Raw genomic sequence first — 17,373 nt, forward strand, 5'->3', positions numbered from 1 at the left:
ATGCAATTGCGTAAAACACTCTTGGTAGGATGGGTTTCTGTTGCCCTGCTGAGTGGCTGTTCATTGTTTAACAGCGAAGAAGACGTTGTGAAAATGTCTCCGCTGCCAAAAGTTGAAAACCAGTTCACTCCGACGAAAGTCTGGAGCAAGTCTGTCGGCAATGGCGTAGGCGAATACTATTCCAACCTGCATCCTGCCTGGCAGGACAGCACCATCTATGCCGCCGACCGCTTTGGTGTGGTGAAAGCGCTGGATGCGGACAGCGGGAAGGAAAAATGGAGTGTTAACCTGTCTGAAAAAACCGGTTTCTTCTCCAGCAATATCTCGGCTCAGCTTTCCGGTGGCCTGACAGTTTCCGGTGATCATGTTTACGTCGGCAGCGAAAAAGCTGTGGTTTACGCATTGAACACGGCAGATGGTACCGTGGCATGGCAGACTAAAGTGGCGGGTGAAGCGTTATCCCGCCCGGTAGTCAGCGATGGTCTGGTTCTGGTTCACACTGGCAACGGTATGTTGCAGGGTCTGAGTGAGTCCGATGGTACAATCCAGTGGACCGCTAACCTTGATATGCCAACGCTCTCTCTGCGTGGTGAATCTGCGCCTGCGGTTGCGTTTGGTGCGGCTATCGTCGGCGGTGATAACGGTCGCGTAAGCGCCGTGCTGATGAAAGAAGGCCAGTTGATCTGGCAGCAACGTATTTCTCAGACTACCGGAACGACTGAAATCGATCGTCTTAGCGATGTGGATACTACGCCGGTTATCGTTGATGGCGTTGTGTATACGCTGGCTTATAACGGCAATCTGGTGGCGATGGATCTGCGTTCTGGTCAGATTGCGTGGAAACGTGATGTGGGTTCCGTGAATGACATCATCGTTGATGCTGGCCGTATTTATCTGGTCGATCAGGATGACCGCGTTATGGCCCTCGACACCCAGGGCGGCGTGAGCCTGTGGCGTCAAAGTGAATTGCTGCACCGTAACCTGACGGCACCTGTGCTGTATAATGGTTACCTTGTGGTCGGTGATTCCGAAGGTTATCTGCACTGGATCAACACCACGGATGGCCGTTTTGTTGCTCAGCAGAAAGTTGACAGCGATGGCTTCCTGAGTGCGCCGATTGTGGCAAGCGACAAGCTGGTTGTGCAGGCGAAAGGCGGCGAAGTTTACTCCTTTACACGCTGATATCGCGACCCGCGTCTGGCTTTGAGATCGCTTGATCCCGGCCTTTAAAACGGCTCCTGAATTGCTCAGGGGCCGTTTCGTATTCTGAAAACAGCGTAATGACTCATTGAGAATTACAGCTTAAGAAATTGAATTATAGCGGTTTGTCTGAATTTACAGGCGTGCCGTCTATTTGCGTTTAGCTCTATATATAAAAACTGAGGCTTCAAAATGATACCTGTCGTTGCGCTTGTTGGGCGCCCGAATGTGGGTAAATCCACTTTATTTAACCGTTTAACCAAGACGCGTGATGCGCTGGTTGCGGATTTCCCGGGGCTTACGCGTGACCGCAAGTATGGTCGTGCAGAAATTGAGGGTAATGAATTCATCATCGTTGATACCGGCGGTATCGACGGTACCGAAGATGGCGTTGAAACCCGTATGGCCGGGCAGTCACTGCTGGCAATCGAAGAAGCCGACATCGTCTTGTTCATGGTGGATGCGCGCGCGGGCCTGATGCCTGCCGATCAGGGCATTGCCCAGCATCTGCGCAGCCGTGAAAAAGCGACGTTCCTGGTCGCCAACAAAACTGACGGTTTAGACCCTGATAGCGCCACCGGCGATTTCTATTCCCTCGGTCTGGGCGAAGTATACGCGATTGCCGCTTCCCACGGCCGTGGTGTAGCACAACTGATTGAACACGTTCTGGTGCCGTTTGTTGGTGAAAAACCTCTAGAAGTTGAGCTGAGTGAAGAAGAAGCCAACGCCGCTTACTGGGCTGAACAGGAAGCAACCGGTGATGAAATCCCGGAAGACGAAGAAGATAATTTCGACCCGACAACATTGCCTATCAAACTGGCTATCGTCGGGCGTCCGAACGTAGGTAAGTCCACACTGACTAACCGCATTCTGGGTGAAGAGCGCGTCGTGGTTTACGACATGCCGGGCACCACGCGCGACAGTATTTATATTCCGATGGTGCGCGACGAACGCGAATACGTTCTTATCGACACCGCCGGTGTGCGCAAACGCGGTAAAGTTACTGAAACGGTTGAGAAATTCTCCGTTATCAAAACACTGAAGGCGATTGAAGACGCGAACGTCGTGATGCTGGTTATTGATGCCCGTGACGGTATCTCAGATCAGGATTTGTCACTGCTGGGCTTCATCCTCAACAGCGGGCGTTCACTGCTGATTGTGGTGAACAAGTGGGATGGAATGAGCGAAGAAGCGCGTGCTCAGGTGAAAGACCAGTTAGATCTGCGCCTCGGTTTCGTTGACTTCGCGCGTATCCACTTCATCTCAGCCCTGCACGGCAGCGGCGTGGGTAACCTGTTCGAATCCGTGATTGAAGCGTACACCTGCGCGACTACGCGTGTGAGCACTTCCTTACTGACACGTATCATGCAAATGGCGGCAGACGATCACCAGCCACCGCTGGTCAATGGCCGTCGCGTTAAGCTGAAATATGCGCACGCGGGGGGGTATAACCCGCCAATCGTGGTAATTCACGGTAACCAGGTGAAAGATCTGGCTGATTCCTACAAACGCTACCTGATGAACTACTTCCGTCGCTCACTGAAAGTGATGGGTACGCCAATACGTATTCAGTTCAAAGAGGGTGAGAACCCGTTTGAAGGCAAGCGTAATACCCTGACGCCTAACCAGATGCGTAAGCGTAAGCGTCTGATGTCTCACCTGAAAAAAAGCAAATAATGATTTACGGGGTGCATGAAAATGCGCCCCATTTTTTTTTATCTCTTTTTACCCTGCAAGGAGCTGGCTGGATGTTCTGGCAGACCTGGAGTTTTGCGTTTGGCGTTACTGTTCCGAATTTACTGATCTTACTGCTGGGCGTGATGCTGCGCCGCACAGGCCTGATGGACGACAATTTCAACGAGAAAGCCAGCCGGTTAGTGTTTAACATTGCGCTGCCTTGCCTGCTCTTTTTCAGCGTTGCGCAGGGGCACGACTCCTCCGGCTCAAACCTGCCGCTGGCGCTTTACGGCGGGATCGCCACCGTCGTTTCATTTTTACTGCTGGAGCTGGTCGCCCTTAAGCTGGTGAAAGATCCCCGCGAACGCGGCATCTTTGTGCAGGGAGGATTCCGCGCCAATACCGGTATCGCCGGTCTTGCGTACGCCTCGCTGGCATTTGGTAATGAAGGCATTGCCTTAGGATCGATGTATCTGGCGGTGACGGTGATTCTGTTCAACGTGCTGTCCGTTATTACGCTGACCCGCAACCTGAAAGGCGGGCAGGGGAAACGGATCGGGATGAAGCCGATTTTGCACGGAATAGTAACTAACCCGCTGATTATTGGTCTGGTTCTTGGCCTGGCATTTCAATACAGCCATTTACCGATGCCGGCGACGATTGCCAGCACAGGTGATTTTATTTCCGGCATGGCGCTGCCGCTGGCGATGCTGTGCGCCGGTGCAAGTCTGGACTGGCGCGCGATGTTCCGCAGTTCTAACGTGGCGGCCTGGTCTTCGGCGTCGCGTGTTATTTTTGTCCCTGCGCTGATGACGTTCGGCGCATGGCTGTTCGGTTTTCGTGGCGCCGCGCTGGGTGTGATTTTTCTCTTTTCATGCACACCGACGGCGGCTGGTAGCTATGTGATGACGCGCGCGATGGGCGGTAACGCCACGCTGGCGGCCAATATTATCGCCGTCACAACGCTGGGATCATTTTTCACGACGGCGCTGGGGCTGTATTTACTGCGCACACTTGGCGTCATTTAGAGGAGATATACGATGGATGCGCTCTGTCCGGTCTGCGGTCAGCCGATGAGCTGGGTAAGTGGTCACTTTCACTGTGACACCTGCCAGACAAGTTACACACAAACGGCGTTATGCCCGGATTGTCAGCAACCGTTGCAGGAACTGAAAGCCTGCGGTGCGGTCGATTACTTCTGCCAAAACGGGCATGGCATGATTTCGAAAAAACGGGTGATTTTTACCTGTTCACTTTATTCAGAAGAGTGATCGTCGGGCTGAGCCTGTTTCCATAAATCGACCAGTTCTTCAGGTGTCTCTGTTTCAGGAATAATGACGACCAGACTGGTGGAGTGCTCTGCTGACGTGTAATAAATTTCGAGACGGAAATAACGCTGGTCACCCCGACCAGCGTTTTCTTTTTCCTGAGCATAAGGCAGGGCTTTATTGATGAGCTGGCAAATTTCCCGCCGTTTGTCATCACTCATGCCTGAAAGCTCAACCCGTCGCGGTCCGCTGAGTTTGGGGATAAACGCGACCCCGCCCTCACGGTAGATTTCAATTACCGTATTACTTTCCAGCGAATCTAAAGGTTTCATTTACATCACTCCAACCTGCTCCCAGGCTTCACGAACCGCTTGCGCAACCGAATCGTCAAAGCGTTTGCCCGCATTTTTGACCGTCAGCTGTGCGAAGGCGACAAAGTCAGCATCTTTCGCCAGAGATTTATCGCAGACCGTGTCGTACCAGACATACCCCGCGCGCTCCCAGGCATTGCCTCCCAGTTTAGTGGCAGCCAGATAAAATGCGCGGTTAGGGATCCCTGAATTGATATGTACGCCGCCATTATCGTCGCGGGTATTCACATACCCTTTCATGTCGGCTGGCTGCGGGTCTTTACCGAGCAGCGGGTCATCGTAGGCCGTTCCCGGGTGTGACATTGAACGTAAGCCGGTGCCGTGAATGCCTTTTGCCAGCAGGCCTTCGCCGATAATCCAGTCGGCTTTATCTGCCGTCTGCTTCAGATGAAACTGCTTCACCAGCGAGCCGAACACATCCGACAGGGATTCATTCAGCGCACCCGATTGCCCGTTATAATCCAGACCCGCCTCGCTTTCGGTCACGCCGTGGGAAAGTTCGTGACCCACAACGTCAATCGCAATGGTGAACCTGTTAAAAATCTCACCGTCGCCGTCGCCAAACACCATCTGCTGACCGTTCCAGAAAGCGTTCTGATAGCCTTTGTCGTAGTGAACGGTGCCCAGCAACGCCAGCCCTTTATTGTCCAGGGAATTACGCTGATACGCCTGCCAGAAGAAATCATAGGTTACACCGAGATAATCATAGGCTTCATCAACAGCCACATCGCCGTTACTGGCCTCACCTTCTTTACGTACCGATTCACCCGGCAGTTTTGTGGTGTTCTTAGCGTCATAAATATCACGCTCAACCTGACCCGCTTTGGCGGTCACAATCTTTTGGGGTTTCGCATAAGGCTGCGCCATTAACGTATTGACGTGGACGAGCGTTTGTTTCGCGCACCGGCGCTGAGGTTCTGAGCCGTGCTCGATAATACGGTTAAGCATATACGGAGGGATAACGCTGTTGTAACGCTTCGCTGAACTGTGATTCATCGTGAATCTCCTTATCAAGTGCCACCCGTGGGTGAAAGAAAGGCGTTCTGACTGCCTGATACTGAAAGGAGGCTAATGATTAGCCGTCTCCTGTCAGTATAGGACTGCGCTGCGTGATGTCCGTGAAAGATGAGATTTATCTGTCCGGCAGAGGGTCATACAAAAGATGCGGGCGTGGAGTCACGGCACGGCCGGTGGCTTTGCGCACCGAATTGCGCACCACCAGTTTTCCCTGCAAAAGCTGAGTGGTGTGAGGCGCATCCGGACGCAACATTCTGCGTTGCAGCAGGGCGATGGCTTCCGCGCCCAGTTCGTCACGCGGAACGTGAACGGCGGTCAGCGGAACATCGTGAATTTCGGCCAGATTAAATCCGTCGGTGCTGATGACGCTGATATCGCCGGGCACTGATAACCCTCTTTTCGCCAGCGCGGCTACCACGCCTGACGCCATAAAGTCGCCACCGGCCAAAATAGCGGTTGGCAACGGCTGTTCCGGTGGCAGTGAATCGAAGTATTCCAGCAGCGCCTGTTCACTTTCCTGTGCGCCAAATCCTGACGTATTCAGCAAATGCTGGCTGTCGCTGAACGTCTGATGATGGCGGGCGAACGCCTGTTTAATGCCGGTCAGGCGCAGCTCCATGGTATGACGGCGCAGACATTGCACTGTCACGATATGGGTATGACCCTGCGCGAACAGATAGTCGCAGGCGAAATCGCCCATCGTCTGGTGATCGGGGCTGACGCTGTCGTGACGCATATGCCGGTCATGGCAATTGACCAGCACACAGGGTTTTGCCATTTCTGCCGCCAGCTGATGAATATGCGGGTCGTCGATGCCGACCAGTAAAACGGCTTCAGTCAGCGGATCGGTCATTTTGGCGATGAAAAGTGCGGCGTCGGCGTTTTCTTCTTCCATCGGACAATAGCGGACACGCACTTCGTGACTGGCCGTAGACGCCAGAATGCCCTGGATCACTTTGTAGTAAAAAATATCACTGCGTACATCAAAGGCGCGGGCCGGGGCGAAAATGATGAGATTGTTGAGCATCAGCCTGCCGGTGGACAGTTCGTCAAAAACGCCCTGCGATTTGGCACATTTAAGCACAAGGTCACGGGCTTTGGTGCTGGTGTTATTTTTTCCTGCCAGAACACGCGAAACCGTGCTGATCGACAGCCCCGTCTGGTCGGCAATTTGCTGGATATTTAACTTTCCTTTCAAACTGTGATCTCCTTCAAAATCGCTCCTGCAAAATTTTTCACCCAGGAAGATGGCTACCCCATAAGCTTTTGCCAGCTCCCGTTTCGCCACGAAGTTATAGCGTGAAAGCTTTTGCAAAAAATCACGTTTCGCTCACAAATCCGTCTGCCTACTCTGCGGAAGTCCCTCAAATAACACATCATCTGCGGCAACGGCCGACGGATGGGAGAACAGGCATGACAATTCAAATCAACACCGAGACGGCCGCCGTGACAGGGCGTCGAAAAATAAAAGCGTTACGCTGGTGGATGCTGGCGCTGTTCCTCCTCGGCGTGACGGTTAACTACGTCACCCGAAATTCCCTGGGTTTACTGGCTGCTGAACTTAAAACCAGCCTGAACATGACGACCGAACAATATTCCTACATCGTGGCGGCGTTTCAGGCGGCCTATACGATATTCCAGCCGTTGTGCGGCTGGCTGATTGACGTCATCGGGCTGAAACTCGGCTTTCTGATTTGTGCGTCAATCTGGGCCGTAGTCTGTATGTTGCACGCGGGGGCGGGCAGCTGGATCCAGCTTGCTGTTTTGCGTTTCTTCATGGGGAGCGCCGAAGCGGCGGCCACACCAGCCAATGCGAAAGCGATTTCTGACTGGTTCCCGCGTAAGGAACGTCCAGTTGCGGCGGGCTGGGCGGGAGTCGGTTTCTCCATCGGGGCGATGCTGGCACCGCCAATTATTCTGGTGGCGCACATATCATTTGGCTGGCGTGGCGCCTTCTTGTTTTGCGGCGTGCTGTCGATGCTGTGGGTTCTGCTGTGGTGGAAATTCTACCATTCTCCGGAGACGCATCCGAACCTGAGTAAGGACGAACTGGCACTGATCCGTCAGGATAACGAACCCCAGCAGGAACGCCTGCCTTTCATTAAATCCCTGAAAATTGTTTGTAAGAACAAGAAATTCTACGGTATCGCCATCCCGGCATTTCTGGCCGAACCGGCGTGGGCCGTCTTCAGTTTCTGGGTTCCGCTGTATCTGGCCAACGAACGCGGCATGGATTTAAAACACATCGTGATGTTTGCCTGGCTGCCGTTCCTGGCCGCCGATCTGGGCAGTATTGCCAGCGGTTATCTCACCACGCTGTACCGCAAAGTGTTTGGTTGCACCCGCATTAACTCGATTGTCGCAAGCTCTGTCACCGGTGCATTCATGATGCTTTCTCTGGCGCTGGTCGCAGTCACACAAAGTCCGTACGCCGCGATTGCGCTGATCTCCATCGGTGGTTTTGGTCATCAGGTCATTTCCTGCATGCTCAGTGCGGTTGTCGTTGAAACATTTGATAAAAGCCAGGTTGCGACCGTCAACGGAATGCGCGGTTCTTCCGCATGGATCGCCAGCTTCCTGTTCTCACTGCTGATTGGCGCAGTGGCTGATTCGATAGGTTTTAATCCGCTGTTTATCGCTATGGGATTCTTTGATTTGATTGGCGCAGTCTTCCTGATTGCCCTGATCGCAGAACGCCGCAATCCGGCAAAAAGGGAGAGTGTATGAAAACGTTAAAACACTGGGAGCTTGCCGGGCAGGATAACGCAGGCGTCGATCTGCGGGTCGAAGGTAAGCATCTGTTTTGTCTGCGGGTGCTTGAAGAGGGGCTGATTCGCGTCTTTATTCAGCGCAACGGCGAACTGGCGCTGGACAGAACCTGGAGCATCGCGCCACAAAACGATGTGCCGTGGGAAGGGCGTGACCGCCTGAGCAACGAAGGTTTTTCGCAGCCGGGCTACCAGCTGTCGCAAGATGAAAACTCGCTGACTTTAGCCACTGAGGCGCTGCGCGTCACGGTTCATCAGCCGCTGTGGCTGGAGTGGGAATACAAAAATGACACTGGCGCGTGGCTGCCGCTGGTGAAAGACCGTAAAACCGGCGCATATATGCTCGGTGTTAAAAACGAAGCGTCGGCGCATTATCAGCTACGCGAGGCGCAGGATGGCGTTTACGGGCTGGGCGAAAAAGCCGGTGATCTCAACCGCAGCGGCCGCCGTTTTGAAATGCGCAATCTGGATGCGATGGGCTACAACGCCGCCAGCACTGATCCGCTGTACAAACATATTCCATTCACGATGACCCGCCGGAATGACGTCAGTTTTGGTCTGTTCTACGACAATCTCAGCAATGTCTGGCTGGATCTGGGAAATGAGCTGGATAACTACCATTTGCCATATCGCCGTTTCAGCGCGGAAGCGGGCGATCTTGATTACTACCTGTTTATCGGGCCGACGTCACTGGACGTCACCAAGAAACTGGTGAAGCTGACCGGTAAAACCACGTTTGGCCCGAAATGGAGCCTCGGTTACAGCGGCTCGACGATGTATTACACCGACGCACCGGATGCCCAGCAACAGCTGATGAAATTCATCACGCTGTGCCAGCAGCATGAAATACCGTGCGATTCCTTCCAGCTTTCATCGGGTTACACGTCGATTGGCAACAAACGTTACGTGTTCAACTGGAACTACGACAAAGTGCCTGAGCCGGAAGTGATGTCGAAAGCGTTTCTCGACGCGGGTATTCGTCTGGCCGCCAACATCAAACCTTGCTTATTGCAGGATCACCCGCAGTACGGGCAGGTGGCGGAGCAAGGCTTGTTCATTCGCGATAGCGAAAGCAACGTGCCTGAGCGCTCGGTTTTCTGGGATGACGAAGGATCGCATCTCGATTTTACACATCCGTCCGCCGTACGCTGGTGGCAAAAAGGCGTGACGCAGCAGTTACTGGAAAAAGGCATCGGCTCGACCTGGAACGACAACAACGAATACGAAGTCTGGGACAGCGACGCGCGCTGCCACGGTTTCGGCAAATCGATCGCCATCAAACACATCCGCCCGGTTATGCCGTTGCTGATGATGCGTGCGTCATTTGAAGCGCAGCAAAACTTTGCGCCGGAAACCCGTCCGTACCTTATTTCGCGTTCCGGCTGTGCGGGCATGCAGCGTTATGTGCAGACGTGGAGCGGCGATAACCGCACTAACTGGCAGACGCTGCGTTACAACACACGGATGGGCATCGGGATGAGTTTGTCGGGTTTGTACAATGTCGGGCACGACGTCGGCGGGTTCTCCGGCGATAAACCGGAAGCAGAGCTGTTTGTCCGCTGGGTACAAAACGGCGTGATGCATCCGCGCTTCACTATTCACTCATGGAATGACGATAACACCGTGAATGAGCCGTGGATGTATCCGCAGGTGACGCCACTGATCCGCGATGCAATCCGCCTGCGTTACCGTCTGTTGCCGTATTTCTACACGTTGCTGTGGCAGGCGCATGCGGAAGACGAACCGATGCTGCGTCCGACGTTCCTCGATCACGAGCATGATAAAAATACATTCGCTGAAACCGATGATTTCCTGATGGGGCGCGACTTGCTGGTTGCCAGCGTTGTCGAAGAAGGCCAGCGCGAACGCCGCGTTTATTTGCCGGATAACGGTATCGGCTGGTGTGATTTCTATACTGGCGAATGGTTTGCCGGTGGTCAGACAATCACGCGCGATGCGCCGCTGGATCGCCTGCCGCTGCTGGTGCGCGCCGGTGCTGCGCTGCCGCAATCTTCCCGTCTGGCGCACGTTGACGCCAGCCGCGATATGTTGCGTGAATTGCATGTTTATCCGGCCGCAGGCCAGGCGAAATCGAGCGGTTTGTTGTTTGAGGATGATGGCGAAAGCCATCGCTGGGAGCAAAATCATGCGCTGTGGGTGAACTGGGAAATTACCAGTAACGCGCAACGTATTGATCTCACGCTGACTCAGCGTGGCGATTTCAAACCCGCCTGGAAAACCCTGAGTATCGTGCTGCCGGAAAGCGAAGTGCGTGAGCTTTGGGTAAATGGCGTGAAGACAAATAGCTATAATCTGTAAGCTTTTCAAACGCCTCCCCCTGCGTTAAGGGGGAGGTTTCAAATCTGATACTTATTTAACCGCACGTTTCCGCGCTTTCTTCTCCAGCACAATCGATTTCACTTCACTTTCAATCCAGCCATCGGCCAGACGTGTTTTCAGCGTATCGCCCGGAGCGGTCTGCGTAGTTTTCTTCAAAAGCGCACCCTGTGGCGTAGTGGTTACGCTATAGCCGCGGGCAAGGGTCGCCAGCGGACTGACGCTTTCAAGTTGCGTGCAGGCGGTGCCAAAACGCTGACGACTTTCCGCCAGCTGCGATGACATCGCCTGTTGCAGCCGGTATTGCAGCTGCTGAACCCGTTGCTGGGCGCGGTGAATTCGGGGCTGGGGTTGTTGCTGATTCAGACGCTGTTGCAGCCTGTCAGTACGGCGCAGCATCTGGCGCAGCTGGTTTTGCATCGCTTCATCCAGACGGCGGTGCAGTTTGAACAGCGCGGTCTGCTGTCGCGCGAGACGTAAATGCGGATGCTGTTGTTGGAGGCGGTGATTCAGGCGCGAAAAACGCTGCGCCAGTTGTGCGAGATAATAATCCATCGCCATTTCAAGACGCTGCTGCTGTGACTGAATCTGGCGCAGCAACTCCAGCTGATTGCGGCTGATCAACTCTGCGGCGGCCGACGGCGTCGGGGCGCGTAAATCTGCCACAAAATCGGCAATTGTTACGTCAGTTTCATGGCCGACGGCGCTGACGATGGGAATGCGGCTGGCGAAAATCGCCCGCGCCACGCGCTCATCGTTAAAGCTCCACAAATCTTCCAGCGAACCGCCACCACGCCCGACAATCAGTACATCGACTTCTTCGCGGGCATTGGCGAGCGCAATGGCGCGGACAATTTGCCCCGGCGCATCTGCACCCTGAACGGAGGTCGGATAGATAATGACGGGCAGGGAAGGATCACGGCGTTTGAGCACGTTCAGCACATCGTGCAGCGCGGCACCGCTGGCCGAAGTAATGACCCCGACACATTTCGCAGGCGAGGGCAGCGGCTGTTTGAACTGCGCATCGAACAACCCTTCGGCGGCCAGCTGCTGTTTCAGTAAATCGAATTTCTGCTGCAATAAACCGTCACCGGCTTCCTGCATACTCTCGGCAATCAGCTGATAATCGCCGCGTGGTTCATACAACGTAATGGTCGCGCGGACCAGAACCTGCTGACCGTTTTGCGGACGAAACGTGGTGCGTCGATTGGAATTGCGGAACATCGCGCATTTGACCTGAGCACGGTCATCTTTGAGCGTAAAATACCAGTGGCCGGAGGATGGCTGAGAGAAGTTTGAAATCTCACCGGAGAGCCAGACCTGACCCATTTCGTTTTCCAGCAACTGTCGGACCGTCTGATTCAGGCGGCTTACGGTAAAAATAGGAGGCGAAGAAGGTAGTGGCATGTGATCCAGATCAAATTCAAAAACAGAGACTTAATCGACTGATACTACATACCCTAAAAAGGTAATCAAGAAGTTTTTTCAAATAGTGCTGGTCGGGATGCGCACTCACCTGTATACTCCCGCTGCAATATTTTATCTTTTCCGCATCCACCTTGGTGAGATATTGCCCATGCTACGTATCGCAAAAGAAGCACTAACGTTCGACGACGTTCTCCTTGTTCCAGCTCACTCCACAGTTCTGCCCAATACTGCCGACCTCGGTACTCAACTGACCGCTAAAATCCGTCTGAATATCCCTATGCTGTCCGCAGCAATGGATACCGTGACTGAAGCGAATCTGGCGATTGCTCTGGCGCAGGAAGGCGGCCTTGGTTTCATTCACAAGAACATGTCTATTGAGCGTCAGGCGGAAGAAGTCCGTCGCGTGAAGAAGCATGAAAGCGGCGTTGTTGCTGACCCTAAAACGGTGACTCCGGCGACCACTTTACGTCAGGTTAAAGAACTCACTGAAATTAACGGTTTTGCCGGTTACCCGGTTGTGACCGAAGAAAACGAACTGGTCGGTATTATTACCGGTCGTGACGTGCGCTTCGTGACCGATCTGGAACAGCCTGTGACCGCGGTAATGACGCCGAAAGAACGTCTGGTTACCGTGAAAGAAGGCGAAGCCCGTGAAGTCGTCCTGCAAAAAATGCACGAAAAACGCGTAGAGAAAGCGCTGGTTGTTGACGCGCAATTCCATCTGCTCGGTATGATCACCGTAAAAGACTTCCAGAAAGCCGAACGTAAACCAAACGCCTGTAAAGATGAGCAGGGCAGCCTGCGGGTCGGTGCTGCGGTTGGCGCAGGCGCTGGCAACGAAGAGCGTGTCGATGCGCTGGTTGCGGCCGGTGTTGACGTTCTGCTGATCGATTCCTCACACGGCCATTCTGAAGGCGTTCTGGAACGTATCCGCGCCACCCGTGCAAAATACCCGGATCTGCAAATCATCGGCGGTAACGTCGCGACGGGCGCAGGTGCTCTGGCACTGGCTAAAGCTGGCGTGAGCGCGGTTAAAGTCGGTATCGGCCCTGGTTCAATCTGTACCACCCGTATCGTCACCGGCGTCGGTGTTCCGCAAATCACTGCCGTTTCTGACGCGGTTGAAGCGCTGGAAGGCACCGGTATTCCGGTTATCGCTGATGGCGGTATCCGCTTCTCCGGCGATATCGCAAAAGCTATCGCTGCCGGCGCAAGTTGCGTGATGGTCGGCGGTATGCTGGCTGGTACCGAAGAATCTCCTGGCGAAATCGAACTGTATCAGGGGCGTTCATACAAATCTTACCGCGGCATGGGATCCCTGGGCGCGATGTCCAAAGGCTCTTCTGACCGTTACTTCCAGACTGATAACGCCGCTGACAAACTGGTTCCGGAAGGTATCGAAGGTCGCGTCGCGTATAAAGGCCGTCTGAAAGAAATCATCCATCAGCAAATGGGCGGTCTGCGCTCCTGTATGGGGCTGACCGGTTGTGCTACCATCGACGACCTGCGCACCAAGGCTGAGTTTGTCCGCATCAGCGGTGCAGGGATCCAGGAAAGCCACGTGCACGACGTGACGATTACCAAAGAGTCACCGAACTACCGCATGGGTTCTTAATCCCATAGTCGCTGCTGCGCGTCGGCGAGCCGGCGTTGGAAGCTGGCTCAAAATGCTCATTTACGTCATGTAAACTGCGCTTTTTCGCCAGCTTCCTCCTTGCCTCACCTTCGCTCGCGAGCGCCTGGATCGAGTCACTACAAATTTATACCCAGCCCGATATTTCCGGGCTGATTAATATTCCGTTTTAACGCTTTTATTGCTTTCTGGAAAACGCCCCCTCATGAGCGAAAATATTCACAAGCACCGTATCCTGATCCTCGATTTCGGCTCCCAGTACACCCAACTTGTTGCGCGCCGCGTGCGTGAACTGGGTGTCTATTGCGAACTCTGGGCCTGGGACGTAACCGAAGCCCAAATCCGCGAATTCAACCCGAACGGGATCATCCTGTCCGGCGGCCCGGAAAGTACCACCGAGCATGACAGCCCGCGCGCCCCTGATTACGTCTTTGAAGCCGGCGTACCGGTTCTGGGCGTCTGCTACGGCATGCAAACCATGGCAATGCAGTTAGGCGGCCATGTTGAAGGCTCAAACGAGCGCGAATTTGGTTATGCGCAGGTTGAAGTTCAGACTGAAAGCGCGCTGATCCGCGACATTCAGGATGCCCTGAGCGAAAACAATAAACCGCTGCTCGACGTCTGGATGAGCCATGGCGATAAAGTCACCGAAATCCCGTCTGATTTCGTGACCGTTGCCAGCACCGAGACGTGCCCGTTTGCCATTATGGCCAACGAAGAAAAACGCTTCTACGGTGTGCAGTTCCACCCGGAAGTGACGCACACCCGTCAGGGCCTGCGACTGCTCGAGCGCTTCGTGATGGATATCTGCGAGTGTGAAGCTCTGTGGACGCCAGCGAAAATTATCGAAGACGCCGTTGAACGTCTGCGTGTGCAGATTGGCGACGACCACGTGATCCTCGGCCTGTCCGGCGGCGTTGACTCCTCCGTCACCGCGATGTTGCTGCACCGCGCCATTGGCGACCGTCTGACCTGCGTGTTCGTGGATAACGGCCTGCTGCGTCTTAACGAAGCGGATCAGGTGCTGGAAATGTTCGGTGACCGTTTCGGTCTGAACATCGTTCACGTTGCTGCGGAAGACCGTTTCCTGTCTGCGCTGGCCGGTGTTGATGAACCTGAAGCCAAACGTAAAATTATCGGTCGCGTGTTCGTTGAAGTCTTCGACGAAGAAGCCTGTAAGCAGGATGAAGTGAAATGGCTGGCGCAGGGCACCATCTACCCTGACGTTATTGAATCTGCCGCTTCTGCCACCGGTAAAGCACACGTCATCAAATCGCACCACAACGTGGGCGGTCTGCCGAAAGAAATGAAACTGGGTCTGGTTGAGCCGCTGAAAGAGCTGTTCAAAGACGAAGTGCGCAAAATCGGTCTGGAACTCGGCCTGCCGTACGACATGCTTTACCGTCACCCGTTCCCGGGCCCGGGCTTAGGTGTTCGCGTACTGGGCGAAGTGAAGAAAGAGTACTGTGACCTGTTGCGTCGCGCCGATGCTATCTTCATCGAAGAACTGCACAAAGCCGACCTGTACAACAAAGTCAGCCAGGCGTTTACCGTCTTCCTGCCAGTCCGTTCCGTTGGCGTGATGGGCGATGGCCGTAAATACGACTGGGTGGTTTCCCTGCGCGCAGTAGAAACCATCGACTTCATGACCGCGCACTGGGCGCATCTGCCGTACGATTTCCTCGGCCGCTGCTCTAACCGCATCATCAACGAAGTTAACGGCATTTCCCGCGTTGTTTATGACATCTCCGGTAAACCACCGGCGACGATTGAGTGGGAATAAGTTTTAGAGAAATCTAAAATTTAGCGCAACAAAAACGCCAGCAGGATCGCAAGATCGGCTGGCGTTTATTTATGTCTGAAACTCTCAGAATGTTATTTCAAATGCGCCGCAAACCCGCTTTTCTCCGGCGTGATTTCAGCTTTAAGCGTCAGTGAAGGAATATCATAGTCGCCACCATTTTGCTGACGGAAGGCGATTGGTGTTGTGGTTTCCAGCGTATCCAGCCGGGTCGCCAGTTCATCGCAAAGCTGATGAAAGCGTGCTTCATCCGTGCGGCCTGTGCGGTAGAAGACCAGTGGCGGGAGCACGGTAAAGCCCGGATAATGCAGGATCCCATGATGGATGGGGAACAGTAAATCGTCTATGGAACCGTTGATACCTCGTGCACTGTAATGTGGTTCCCAGCCGCCGGTAGTGACCATCAGCATGGCGCGTTTACCGGCCATTTTACCTTCTCCGTAACGGTCCCCCCAGTGTGTGTCGGAATGCTCACCGACGCCGTAAGCAAATCCATAGGCATAAACGCGTTCCACCCAGCCTTTCATAATCGCCGGCATTGAGAACCACCACAGCGGAAACTGAAAAATCACCGAATCCGCCCACATTAACTTTTCCTGCTCGGCGGCGATGTCCGGACTTTGCGTCCCGTTTTTGAATGCCCGCTGTGAATCCTGCGAAGGATTGAAAGGCGTGTCCGTCGAAGGCGATGTGTTGTCAGCGGCGTCCAGCGGAGCTTTCCATTGCATGGCGTACAGGTCAGAAATCTGCACGCTATGACCGGCGGCCTCCAGGTGTTTTACTGCGAAATCTTTCAGCGAACCGTTCAGAGATTTTGGTTCCGGATGGGCGTAGACGATTAAAATTTTCATGGCTAACTCTCCGTTAAGTGATGAAAGCAGAGTAGGCCGCCGTCAGGTATAGTTAAAATGAATTTAAAATATACCAGGTATAGTTATGAATAATTTCGGACGTCTGGATCTCAACTTGTTGCTCACGCTGGATGTCCTGCTGGCGGAGCACAATGTCACGCGGGCGGCGCAGCGGCTGAACCTTTCGCAACCTTCAATCAGTGTTCAGCTGGCTAAATTACGTGAGTTTTTTGACGATCCGTTACTGCTGCCGGGCCCGCGGGGCATGCATCCGACAGCGCGGGCTGATGAGTTACGGGAACCTCTGCAACAGGCGCTGGCTGCTCTGGCGTCTGCGGTTTCTGCCGGTGACGTTTTCGATCCGTCGAAGGCAGAGAATACCTGGAATCTGGGCGCGGCGGATTATGGCGAATCCACCGTTGTATTGCCTGTGCTCCAGGCATTCCGCGCTGTAGCGCCCGGAACAAAACTGGCGATTTTTGAGACATCACCGGTGCGGATTATGCGGAAAATGCAGCGAGGAGAACTGGATCTGGCATTTCATACGGGGGAAGCGGTGCTCAAGGATTTACACAGCACGTTATTGTTTTCCGAACGTTATGTGCTGGTCGGCAGGAAAGGACATCCGCAGCTCGCGAAGCCCGTCACTATGCCGGTGTTTTGCTCGCTTGAACATGTGATCGTTTCGCCTGATGGTGGCGGATTTCAGGGCATAACCGACAGCTCGCTGGCAGAAACCGGATTATCGCGGCGCGTGGTGCTCTCCGTGCCGCATTTCCTGTTTGTCATTCAGGTTCTGCTGACCACCGATTTAGTCTCCATGCTTCCCGAGCGTCTGGTGCGTGGCAACCCCGCGTTGCACCTTACCGAACCGCCCGTGAAAGTTCCCGGTTTTGAGATGCACATGTACTGGCACGAACGCTCGCACCGCGACCCGGCGCATATCTGGTTAAGGGAATTCATGAGCAGTGCGGTGTGAAGAAAGCGGCATAAAGAAAATAAAAAAGGCAGCCCTCTGGCTG

General features: G+C 54.1%; 14 protein-coding genes. 9 read left to right on the forward strand and 5 right to left on the reverse strand.

The window, feature by feature from the left end; all coding sequences use genetic code 11:
* The 4 genes from bamB to M2403_RS09155 all read left to right on the forward strand — a co-directional run bounded on the left by bamB (position 1) and on the right by M2403_RS09155 (position 4,148).
* Complete coding sequence (gene bamB / locus M2403_RS09140; protein ID WP_152324570.1) at positions 1-1,182, forward strand: outer membrane protein assembly factor BamB; 1,182 nt, start codon at positions 1-3, stop codon at positions 1,180-1,182.
* 210 nt (positions 1,183-1,392) lie between these two features.
* Complete coding sequence (der, locus tag M2403_RS09145; RefSeq protein ID WP_259228972.1) at positions 1,393-2,877, forward strand: ribosome biogenesis GTPase Der; 1,485 nt, start codon at positions 1,393-1,395, stop codon at positions 2,875-2,877.
* Positions 2,878-2,948: 71 nt separating this feature from the next.
* On the forward strand, positions 2,949-3,905 hold the full coding sequence (locus tag M2403_RS09150; RefSeq protein ID WP_259228973.1) for an AEC family transporter: 957 nt from the start codon (positions 2,949-2,951) through the stop codon (positions 3,903-3,905).
* A 12-nt stretch (positions 3,906-3,917) separates the two neighbouring features.
* The gene (locus M2403_RS09155; protein WP_208950500.1) at positions 3,918-4,148 is read left to right on the forward strand and encodes a zinc ribbon domain-containing protein; all 231 of its coding nucleotides are present in this window, start codon (positions 3,918-3,920) and stop codon (positions 4,146-4,148) included.
* Here M2403_RS09155 and M2403_RS09160 read toward each other — a convergent pair.
* The 3 genes from M2403_RS09160 to M2403_RS09170 form a co-directional block, all read right to left on the reverse strand.
* Complete coding sequence (locus M2403_RS09160) at positions 4,133-4,477, reverse strand: protealysin inhibitor emfourin (RefSeq protein WP_259228975.1); 345 nt, start codon at positions 4,475-4,477, stop codon at positions 4,133-4,135. The genes M2403_RS09155 and M2403_RS09160 overlap by 16 nt on opposite strands.
* The gene (locus M2403_RS09165; protein WP_165058488.1) at positions 4,478-5,512 is read right to left on the reverse strand and encodes a M4 family metallopeptidase; all 1,035 of its coding nucleotides are present in this window, start codon (positions 5,510-5,512) and stop codon (positions 4,478-4,480) included.
* Positions 5,513-5,648: 136 nt separating this feature from the next.
* Positions 5,649-6,731 carry a LacI family DNA-binding transcriptional regulator gene (locus tag M2403_RS09170; RefSeq protein WP_217153537.1) on the reverse strand — a complete coding sequence of 361 codons (1,083 nt, stop codon included), beginning with the start codon at positions 6,729-6,731 and terminating at the stop codon, positions 5,649-5,651.
* 215 nt (positions 6,732-6,946) lie between these two features.
* Here M2403_RS09170 and M2403_RS09175 point away from each other — a divergent pair, with 215 nt between their 5' ends.
* Positions 6,947-8,260: an MFS transporter gene (locus tag M2403_RS09175; protein WP_152324563.1), complete on the forward strand. Its 1,314-nt coding sequence runs from the start codon at positions 6,947-6,949 to the stop codon at positions 8,258-8,260.
* Complete coding sequence (locus tag M2403_RS09180; protein ID WP_259228976.1) at positions 8,257-10,620, forward strand: glycoside hydrolase family 31 protein; 2,364 nt, start codon at positions 8,257-8,259, stop codon at positions 10,618-10,620. The genes M2403_RS09175 and M2403_RS09180 overlap by 4 nt, the downstream gene beginning before the upstream one ends.
* A 51-nt stretch (positions 10,621-10,671) precedes the next feature.
* Here M2403_RS09180 and xseA read toward each other — a convergent pair whose 3' ends face one another.
* Positions 10,672-12,045, reverse strand: coding sequence for an exodeoxyribonuclease VII large subunit (gene xseA / locus M2403_RS09185; RefSeq protein WP_165058483.1), 1,374 nt, complete (start codon positions 12,043-12,045; stop codon positions 10,672-10,674).
* A gap of 169 nt (positions 12,046-12,214) precedes the next feature.
* Between xseA and guaB the strand changes: the two genes are divergently transcribed.
* A complete protein-coding gene (gene guaB / locus M2403_RS09190; protein ID WP_259228977.1) occupies positions 12,215-13,681 on the forward strand; it encodes an IMP dehydrogenase in 1,467 nt (488 codons plus the stop codon).
* A gap of 223 nt (positions 13,682-13,904) precedes the next feature.
* A complete protein-coding gene (gene guaA, locus M2403_RS09195) occupies positions 13,905-15,482 on the forward strand; it encodes a glutamine-hydrolyzing GMP synthase (RefSeq protein WP_259228978.1) in 1,578 nt (525 codons plus the stop codon).
* Positions 15,483-15,574: 92 nt separating this feature from the next.
* On the opposite strand, the gene M2403_RS09200 is transcribed toward guaA, so the two are convergent.
* Positions 15,575-16,351, reverse strand: a complete 777-nt coding sequence (locus M2403_RS09200) for an NAD(P)H-dependent oxidoreductase (RefSeq protein ID WP_259228979.1) — start codon at positions 16,349-16,351, stop codon at positions 15,575-15,577.
* Positions 16,352-16,436: 85 nt separating this feature from the next.
* Between M2403_RS09200 and M2403_RS09205 the strand changes: the two genes are divergently transcribed.
* Positions 16,437-17,330, forward strand: coding sequence for a LysR family transcriptional regulator (locus M2403_RS09205; protein WP_208950503.1), 894 nt, complete (start codon positions 16,437-16,439; stop codon positions 17,328-17,330).
* The last annotated feature ends 43 nt before the right edge of the window (positions 17,331-17,373 follow it).

Source organism: Rahnella sp. BIGb0603 (assembly GCF_024808755.1).
In the GTDB taxonomy this organism is placed as follows: domain Bacteria; phylum Pseudomonadota; class Gammaproteobacteria; order Enterobacterales; family Enterobacteriaceae; genus Rahnella; species Rahnella contaminans.